This is a genomic window from Nocardia carnea (genome assembly GCF_029869215.1).
GTDB lineage: Bacteria > Actinomycetota > Actinomycetes > Mycobacteriales > Mycobacteriaceae > Nocardia > Nocardia carnea_B.
In genome coordinates, this window is sequence record NZ_JARWPM010000216.1 from 1 (window position 1) to 8,210 (window position 8,210).

Sequence of the window (8,210 nt, forward strand, 5' to 3'; positions counted from 1 at the left end):
TGGTTTTTTTTATACCCCCCCCCCCCCCCCCCCCCGCCCCCCCCGGGGGGGGGCCCCCCGGGCCCGCCGCGCCGCCGACGTATCCCGCGCGGCCCGGCGCGGCCGCGCCCTTCGCGCCCACCGCCTTGGTTCCCATGGCACCCAGGCCCGCGGCCGCGAGCAGCGTGCCGCCGGTGGCGGTCAGACCGGAGCCGCCGCTGCCGACGATCGCCACGGCGGGCGTGACCAGCCGCATCAGTGCGGGCAGCACGAACGCGACACTGCACAGCAGCACGATCGCGACCAGCATGCGCTGGGCCTCTTCCACATCGGGCAGACCACCGGCCGGAGTCATCTCGTCGACATGACCGGCGGTGGTGAACGCGATCATGTACACGATGGCGGCCACCGGTTTCCACAGCATGAAGGCGATGATCCAGCCGACCAGCTTCTGATACGACTGTTTGCCCGTATTCATTCCCGACGCCGCGGCCGCCAGCGGCAGCACCCCGGCCGCGATCACCAGCAGCCCCTGCCGCACGATGGCGAGCACGATCTGCGCGAGCGCGCCCAGCAGGCCGACGATCGCGATGATGAGCACCAAGCCGGGTGAGAAGGCCTGCAGCTTACTGGTTTTCACCATCAGCTCGGCCATGTTCCGGGCATTGCCGTCGGTGGAGTCCTGGATGATCCATTCGGCGAATCGGTCGGAGGCCTGGGTACCGGCGACGATCACGGCGCCGAGCATCCACGAACTGAACACCACTCTGGTGAACATCCGGAACGATTCGGCCGCCTCGTCCATGGCGGCCCCGCGTCTGGCCTCGGCCAGCCGTAGTCCGGTGATGATGATCGAGGCGATGAGCAGCAGTATCTGGACCTGATAGGTGTAGTCGTTGATCTTGGTGAACAGCGCGCCCGAATCGCTGGTGACCTCGTTCGGCACCTTCATCCAGAAGGTCAGCGCCAGGATGATGGCCTCCCCCAGGCCGTTCATCAGTGAATCCACCACCTTGCCGAAGGTGGAATCCCACGCCTTGTCCTTGACCGCTGTGGCCGCCTCGCCGGGATGGGCGGCCGCGTTACCCGCCTTGCACACCGCCGCGGCGGCATCGCCGAGCGAGATACCCGGAATACCGAGATCGTCGAGGGCGTCGTGGATTTCGTTGCAGGTCTCGTCGAAGCCGTAGGTCTGGCCGTAGGCGACGGTCGGCGTCGCGACCATCACGGTGAAGATCACCGCGAAGATCGTCAGGAACCGTCTGGCCAGCGATACGCGCAGCGAGGTCGTGGGGGCCGGGGTCCGGCGGTCGGGCTCGTTGTCTTCGCGCACTACCTGAGCTTCCACTTTCCGTCCCAACATCGGAATCACCATCGAGTCCAACCCTCCAGCGATTCGACATACTCGGTCTGTGTATTCGGCGAGGTGGTCGGCTTCAACCGCCAATCACCCGCGTCCCACACCATGATCAATCGCATGGTCACCCACACCGGTTTCCCGTCCAGCGCCGGAGCGCGCAGCGCCAGCCGCACTATCGCCATATCGTCGGCATAGTCGTCGATCTTGAACGCATCGGAGGCCACCAGATAGCGGGTGACCGATTCGGGTTGCTGCTCGGGCAACCGTTCCGCTTCCAGCGCTTGGTCGTAGGCCGCGATCTGCTGCGCCGATACCCGCACCTGCCGCACGTAGAGGTCGCGATGGGCGGGACGGGCGTTGAGCCGATAGGTGATCTGGGCCGCCGCCAGCGCGGCGCCCTGCGGGGTATGCGAATACCCCACCGCCAGGCCGTCCTCGATCCGCTGCGGACCGTCGGAGGTGGAGAACGGTACCGACGCGCCGTACACCCGCTGCCAGCCGCGGGGTTCGGTGGTACCCGCCGGCGCCGCCGTCAGCCAGTCCGGATCGCCGGGGTTGCGCTGCGGCGACGGATCCTGCGGCAGCACCTGGCCGGCGGGATTGTTCGGGATATCGATCCGGCGATTGAACACATCCAGCTCCGGGTCGGCGAAACCTTCGCCGACGGCCGGCGCGGGTGCCGGACCCGCCGCAGGTTCGTCCTCCCGCCCGGTCCACATGACCACGCCCACGACCACGATCAGCGCCAGCACTGCCGCGGACGCCACGACGCCGAAGGAGACGCGGTCACGCTGGTAGGTCTCCTTCCCGCTCATGTCGGTGCCTCCACTTTCACTGTCTCACTCGGTAATTCGACGACCGGCTCGATCGGCCGGGCGGTCGATTCGGGATCGGGCAGGCGTAACCGCCAGTCGTGGGCGAACCACTCCACCGTCGTATGGTTGACCGCCTTCGAACTGTCCGAGTACTCGCTGTACACATCCACCAGAGCACGCTGCTCGGTGTACTCGGTGATCCGGTATCCGAGCAGGCGCGGCGCATACACCGGATCCGCCGGTCCGCTGATGGACACCTGCACCCGGTTCACCGCCCATTCGTCCTTTGCCGGTCCCGGAACCACTTCCCGGGCAGCGATATTCGACCATTGTCTGTCATCGGCCACCGACAGTCGCACGGCGTGCACCATCGCCGCAACCCCGGCACCCGTCGGCGTGTGCTCGAAACCCGTTGCCGCACCGTCGGTTTCCGCTGCGGGACCTTGATCGGTATGCGGTAACGGTACCCCTTGGAAAGGTTGCCAGCGCACATTCGTCGGCGGTGCGGACAGATCCGGCGGCGCCGCCGCGTCACCGTCACCGCAGCCCACGGTCCCGGTCAGCAGCGCCACCGACAGCAGCCCGGCAGCCCGCAGCGCACCGGGCCGGCGAACGGCCGGTGTATGGGTCGATTTCATCCGCAGGTCGTTCCCCTCGCCACGCCCGGGCTCATCCGGGCAGGAACGCCAGGGCGATACCGGAGGCGGTGCTGGCGACGGCGGCGCCGAGCAGGCTCATGAGCACTCCGTGCGAGGCGTCGTTCATCGCCAGATCGCCCTTGAAGGTGAGCCACAATTTGCCCGCCGAGACGATCAACCACGCCAGACACCCCATGAGAACGAACCACAGCAGCCAGTTCAGCAGCTGCATCAACGGTTCCAATACCTCGGCCGGCATCTGCTTGTACGCCAGCAGTTCGGCCGCCCCGACCAATTCCATCACAGCCTTACGTTCCGATGACGGCGTTCATGATGGTGCCCGCGCTGGTGGCCACCACACCACCGATCATCGCCCCCGCCACCATCTTCGGGGATTCCAGACCGCCACCGGTCCACTTCTCCCAGGCGAACTTGCCGCCCGCGTAGATGATGCCGCAGATACCCGACAGCAGCACGAACCAGGTGAGATAGCGGACCAACTGCAGGATTTTGTCCGAACCGGGCGGTGCCTCCGGAGTCGGATTGCCGATCTGCGCCAGAACGGCGGTGTCGTAAACCTGGTGAACCGCGAGAAGTACGGTGCTCATCGGGTGCCTTTCTCGATAGTTGAGGTGCAACATTGGGTCCGCGCTGACACGGGGAGCACGGAACAGGGAACGTGCTCGACGGCGATCACGGCATCACTCCTCCACGAATCTCGATCGGCCCCGCGCGGGGGCGGCCTCCGATTCTTCCAGGGCGGCGCGGGCGGCCGCGACAATCTCCGCGCCGAGTTCCCGGATATCGAGCGGTACTTCGTCCAACGGGTCGATGCGGCGCCGGCGCTGGGCGGTCACCGCCACGCCGGGCGTCCACACCGGCAACTTCTCCGGTTCGACCAGCGTCCACTCCTCGTACCACGGCACCTGCCACACCTGTCCGGCGAGCGAAGCGACGACATCGCGGTACCGGCGGATCTCCGGTGCCATCCGGCCCGGGCGCGCCGCCACGGTGATCAGGCCCAGTACCTGGCTCGGCCCGGCCAGCCCGGCATGATGCTGGCGCAACAGATCATGGGCATGGGTCAGCCCCGCAATGGTTTCCCGGGCCACCAGCACCACGAACGGCGATTCGCGCTCGTAGACACCCGGCCAGCGCCGCCCGCAATCCGCCGCGGGCGCCAGCACATGGGCGAGCGAACTGGCACCGGCGCCGCCGTGGACGCCCAGCAGCCAGATCAGCGGTGCGCGCCCGGCACCCGGCACCGGCCGATCCCAGATCGCGGCGCGGCGCGATTCCGGCGGGGGGACCACTCCGGCGGTGGTGTGACGTTCGGGACGGCGAGGAAGATTCATAGCAACTGCCATGATGCCTCCTCCCGACGATGTTGCCCGCGATCAGCGGAGACCACGGCGAATGCGGAGGTGTCGCACCACGACGCCAACTCCCGGCGGTGCCGCCGGGGATCAGCGGAAACCGTGGCGGCAGGGGTATCGCGTGATACCTCCCCACGGGTGGTGGCATGCGATCGGCGGAGGCCGGTGCGGCGGCGCGGGTCTCGCATCACGCGGCCACCCCCGCGAGCAACTGCTCGTAGGTCCGGCGGGTCCGATCGGCCAGGTCGATATGGCGGACCAGTTCACCGCGGGCCAGATGCGGGTCGTAGGGCACCTCGACGATATCGCGGACCCAGCCCGAGAGATGTTCGCGCAAATGGTCGGCGACCCGCGAATCGACGCCCGGCTGCTGATGCGAGATCACGATCGTGGTGTCGCCGACGATACCGCCGCCCATCGGTTCGGACTGGTCGCCGTATTCGTCGTCCAGCCATTCGAGGGTGACCCGCAGCCGGTTGGCGGCATCGGTACGTGCCGGAATGGCCAGCACCAGCGCCACATCCGCGTCGTCGAGCAGCGGCCGCAGCTGCCGGCCGGCGATCGGACTGCCGCCGTCGAAAACACCGATGTATCCGGCCTGGTCGACCGCACGCGCCACAGTGAGGTAGCTGGCCCGCCGCCGCAGCGGTGCGGCATCGCGCCACAGCAAGCCGATTCCCGAGGTGGCCCGCGACATACAGTCCTTCAGCGGTGCCGGTTCGTCGTCGCCCCGGCCGTACAACCATTGCTGCAGGCTGATCGGATGCAGATGCTCGTCGGCGCCGCGCAGGGCGAGATCACCGCCGGCCGGGGTGGCGTCCACGGCCACCGTCGCCGTACCCGCGAGCCCGAGCTCACCGGCAAGGCCCAGTGCGGTGGTGGTGGTTCCGGCGCCGCCGCAGCCGCCGACCACCAGGATCGGCCGGGCCGCGCCGGGCCCGCGGCGGCGGCCCTCACCGCGCAACCGCACGACCGGCGCCTTCCCGCTCCCGTCGGCCTCGTCCGCATCCACCGAATCCGGTGCGGTGTCGAGCCAGCGGCTCCAATCCTCTCCCATCCTGCACTCTCCTCTATCCGGCCGTAATACCCGTAATGAGGGTGCGGCCGTCGATCACCGCGGTGGTGACCGTCTGCCTGCTGTAGGTAGCCGGCGCACCACCGGGCCGGTACTCGGTGACCTCGACGGAATACCGCCCGTCGGCCACGGCCACGATGCGTACACAGTGCCCGGTACCGGGTGCCACGCTGTCGATTCCCGCCTGGATCACCTCGGCGGGGGATACCGCGGCGCCGGGTGCGACCACCTCATGGGCCACGGCACCGGAACGGTGTACGTAGTAGGCGTACTGGAAACGCAGAATCGCCGCCGGTCCGGAATCCGTTCCGCCGGCGCCGGCCCCGCGGACCACCGAGCCGGTCCGTTCGTCCGGGCAGCGGGCGGCGGGTCCGGTCTGGGCGCTACCGGAGGTGAAGCGCAGTCCGGCTCCGTCGTCGGGGCCCGCGGCGCGCGGGGCGCCCGGGGTCAGCAGATACACCACCACAGCGGTGGCGATCGCGAGGACGACGACCACGGCGATCAGCACACCGACGGTGCGCCGGCGGCGGGCATTGCCGGAATCGGCGGCATCGCGCAGTCGGCCGGGGCCCCGGCCGATGCGCACGGGTTCGGGATACTCGTCGTCGCCGGAACGCGGTAGGCGCAACAGGTCGCCCGCGCGGTCGCCGGCCGGTTCGTCCACCCAATCGGACCAGCCGCCGGTGAATTCGGTGCGCCGGCCCGCCAGTTCGGCGGGCGCGGGATCGGGCGCGGCGGATGCGCTACCGGCCTGGGCGATGTAGTCGGGATATCTGGCGGGACCGGTATCGCCGGTGTCCGCGGCGAACTCCGGCTCGGACATCCGGACCCGGCTGTCCGCGGCGCCGCCCTCCCCTTCGGGTTCGAGCGGGCCGTACCATCGGTCGAGCTTTTTGTAGGACTTCAACATTCCCCCATTCCCGTGGCGCCGGGCACGTGATGTCGCATCATCGATCCCTCTCGGCGATCAGTTCACGGAGAACGAGTCGTTTTCGGTTGTCGGGGGTGCCGCGGGAAGGCCCGCAGACGGCTCGCCTTGCGAGACATCGCCGGGTCCTGTCCCGAATGGGAATTGTCCCGTACCGGAGGGAGCGGGCGCAGGCGACGCGCCGGTTTCGGGCCCGGAGAATCCCCCCACCGGTGGCGTACCGGCGCCGGGGGCGGTGGCGATCGGCGGCGCTGTCCGCTCGGAAACCGGTTCGCTACCGCTGCCGTGGGCGTTCGCGAGATCCCGCGCGGCGGCGGCGAACCAGTCGGCGATGAACTTCGTCGGCGCTTCTCCGGTGGCCGAAATCGCCGCGTTGCCATAGGCCTGATGCCGCTGGATGGTGTCCCAGTACCGCACCCAGGTGGTGGTGTCGAGCAGCGCGTGATTGTCCTGGATATTGTCGATCACCGCGTTGAACGCCTGGCTCACCAGGCGGATCCCGGTGGTCGGCGGGATGAGCTGCGGAATCGCGCCCAGCAGTTTGACGCCCAGCATGAGCAGCGCCGCGGGCGGATTGGCCAGACCCGCTGTCGCGAGTTCGGCGATCGCGGTGGGGTTCAGTACCGTCCGTACGACCGTGACGACCGCGTTCAAGCCGATCATGCCGACCTTGAGCAAGGCCCGCATCGCCCCCGGAATATCCAACGGCGTACGCGGATCGGCGGCATCGGCCAGCCGCTCGGAGATCGACTTCTTCGGCGAGATGTTCAGGTTGGCCAGCGAGGTGCCCGAGATGTCCTCGTTGACCACCTTGGTCGCGGTTTTGATCGAGGTGAACGCGAGTGCCTGGGCCACGGAGGTGAGCGAGGCGATCGGATCGCCACCGCTCAACTTCGCCTGCCCGACGATACTGGCCACCGCCTTCAGGATCGGCGCGCCCTCGGGCGCGTCACAGGCGAGATCACCGGCCGCGCAGAAGCTGGCCACGCGTCCGGTCAGGGTGCCGAAATCCTCCGGGGTGTCCCGGTTCGGTGCGATACCGCCACCGGTGGCGGGTGCCTGTGGCAGCGCGGCGATCTGCGCGGTCTGCGCACCGTCGGTGCCGGGGGCCGGATCTGGGTTCGCCTTACCCGGGGCGCCGGGAAACAGCGGGGCGCCCGGTGTTCTGGTGGGGTCGCCGATCAGGGCCACGGCGGCGATCTTGTCGTCGGGCAGCGGCCCTTGGCCCTGGCCCACCTCCTGGGCGAATACCGAAGCCACATGGGCGCCCTGGGAATACCCGACGATCGCGAACCGGGTGTCGGGACACCGCTGGGCGACCGAAACCGCCATGGTCCGCAATCGGATCAGGCCGCCGCTCACCGAATCCGAGTACGGGGTGGCGCTACCGCCGTCGATACCACCGAAACTGGACTCGTACGGCACGTAGGCGCGCTGGACGAGTTCCTCTTCGGGTGCCGCGGCCAGCAGCGGCCGGAACACCGTGGAAAGCATGCCGGTATCGGTGGTGGGGGCGGCGTCCGGCGAGGATTCGCCGGTGCCCTGGATACCCAGGGCGTACAGCGCCGGGCAGCTACTGACCGGCAGTTCGGTGGCCGGGCGCGCCGGATTCGGCGGCTGGGCGTATGCGGGAGCGGTGAGCGAGCCTGCCGCCACGGTCGCCACAGCGACGGTGAGTGCGATCAGCATCCCCGAGAAACTTCTGCATCCAGCCATAGCGACCCGCAATCACTCTTACCGCAGTTACCGAGCGCGACGAAACGCAGTAAACGGTAACAGATTCCGGCTATGACCGCTGAAGCGGCGAAGAGTTTACGCGACCCGCCAGGGCGGCCAATACGCGCCGCGGCGCGTTGCCACCCGAATGTTACATATTTCCGGCAACACCGCACGGCATGCCAAGTCCCCGAAACGCCCGCCGAACCAGTACGGCGCGGCCCCCGGTTAGGCAGCCCCCGCCCCCGCCGGGGGTAGAGGGCGGCCGGCGCAGTGACCCCCGAGACCAGAAAGAAACCATCAACCATGGGCGCGACATTGAT

General features: G+C 68.6%; 9 protein-coding genes. All 9 read right to left on the minus strand.

What is annotated here, in order from left to right:
• A partial coding sequence (locus QH276_RS15310; RefSeq protein ID WP_280406777.1) for a hypothetical protein occupies nucleotides 1–1,342 on the minus strand: 1,342 nt, incomplete at its 3' end.
• Nucleotides 1,343–1,347: 5 nt separating this feature from the next.
• A complete protein-coding gene (locus QH276_RS15315; protein ID WP_280400451.1) occupies nucleotides 1,348–2,154 on the minus strand; it encodes a hypothetical protein in 807 nt (268 codons plus the stop codon).
• Nucleotides 2,151–2,792, minus strand: coding sequence for a hypothetical protein (locus QH276_RS15320; protein ID WP_280400450.1), 642 nt, complete (start codon nucleotides 2,790–2,792; stop codon nucleotides 2,151–2,153). The genes QH276_RS15315 and QH276_RS15320 overlap by 4 nt, the downstream gene beginning before the upstream one ends.
• Before the next feature lie 31 nt (nucleotides 2,793–2,823).
• Entirely contained in the window at nucleotides 2,824–3,093 is a 270-nt protein-coding gene (locus QH276_RS15325; RefSeq protein WP_280400461.1) for a hypothetical protein, read from the minus strand.
• Nucleotides 3,094–3,100: 7 nt separating this feature from the next.
• Nucleotides 3,101–3,400, minus strand: coding sequence for a hypothetical protein (locus tag QH276_RS15330; protein ID WP_195054491.1), 300 nt, complete (start codon nucleotides 3,398–3,400; stop codon nucleotides 3,101–3,103).
• Between the two features lie 93 nt (nucleotides 3,401–3,493).
• Nucleotides 3,494–4,159 (minus strand): hypothetical protein, encoded by a 666-nt coding sequence (locus QH276_RS15335; protein WP_280400449.1) that lies wholly within the window; start codon nucleotides 4,157–4,159, stop codon nucleotides 3,494–3,496.
• A 196-nt stretch (nucleotides 4,160–4,355) separates the two neighbouring features.
• Entirely contained in the window at nucleotides 4,356–5,225 is an 870-nt protein-coding gene (locus tag QH276_RS15340) for a MinD/ParA family ATP-binding protein (protein ID WP_280400448.1), read from the minus strand.
• A gap of 13 nt (nucleotides 5,226–5,238) precedes the next feature.
• Nucleotides 5,239–6,153 carry a hypothetical protein gene (locus QH276_RS15345; protein ID WP_280400447.1) on the minus strand — a complete coding sequence of 305 codons (915 nt, stop codon included), beginning with the start codon at nucleotides 6,151–6,153 and terminating at the stop codon, nucleotides 5,239–5,241.
• A gap of 57 nt (nucleotides 6,154–6,210) precedes the next feature.
• Nucleotides 6,211–7,860: a cutinase family protein gene (locus tag QH276_RS15350; RefSeq protein ID WP_280400446.1), complete on the minus strand. Its 1,650-nt coding sequence runs from the start codon at nucleotides 7,858–7,860 to the stop codon at nucleotides 6,211–6,213.
• Nucleotides 7,861–8,210: the final 350 nt, after the last annotated feature.

Excerpts from the sequence above, each read along its gene's own strand:
- QH276_RS15315 (WP_280400451.1), bottom strand. The coding sequence starts at position 2,154 with ATGAGCGGGAAGGAGACCTACCAGCGTGACCGCGTCTCCTTCGGCGTC.
- QH276_RS15320 (WP_280400450.1), bottom strand. The coding sequence starts at position 2,792 with ATGAAATCGACCCATACACCGGCCGTTCGCCGGCCCGGTGCGCTGCGG.
- QH276_RS15325 (WP_280400461.1), bottom strand. The coding sequence starts at position 3,093 with ATGGAATTGGTCGGGGCGGCCGAACTGCTGGCGTACAAGCAGATGCCG.
- QH276_RS15330 (WP_195054491.1), bottom strand. The coding sequence starts at position 3,400 with ATGAGCACCGTACTTCTCGCGGTTCACCAGGTTTACGACACCGCCGTT.
- QH276_RS15335 (WP_280400449.1), bottom strand. The coding sequence starts at position 4,159 with ATGGCAGTTGCTATGAATCTTCCTCGCCGTCCCGAACGTCACACCACC.
- QH276_RS15340 (WP_280400448.1), bottom strand. The coding sequence starts at position 5,225 with ATGGGAGAGGATTGGAGCCGCTGGCTCGACACCGCACCGGATTCGGTG.
- QH276_RS15345 (WP_280400447.1), bottom strand. The coding sequence starts at position 6,153 with ATGTTGAAGTCCTACAAAAAGCTCGACCGATGGTACGGCCCGCTCGAA.
- QH276_RS15350 (WP_280400446.1), bottom strand. The coding sequence starts at position 7,860 with ATGCTGATCGCACTCACCGTCGCTGTGGCGACCGTGGCGGCAGGCTCG.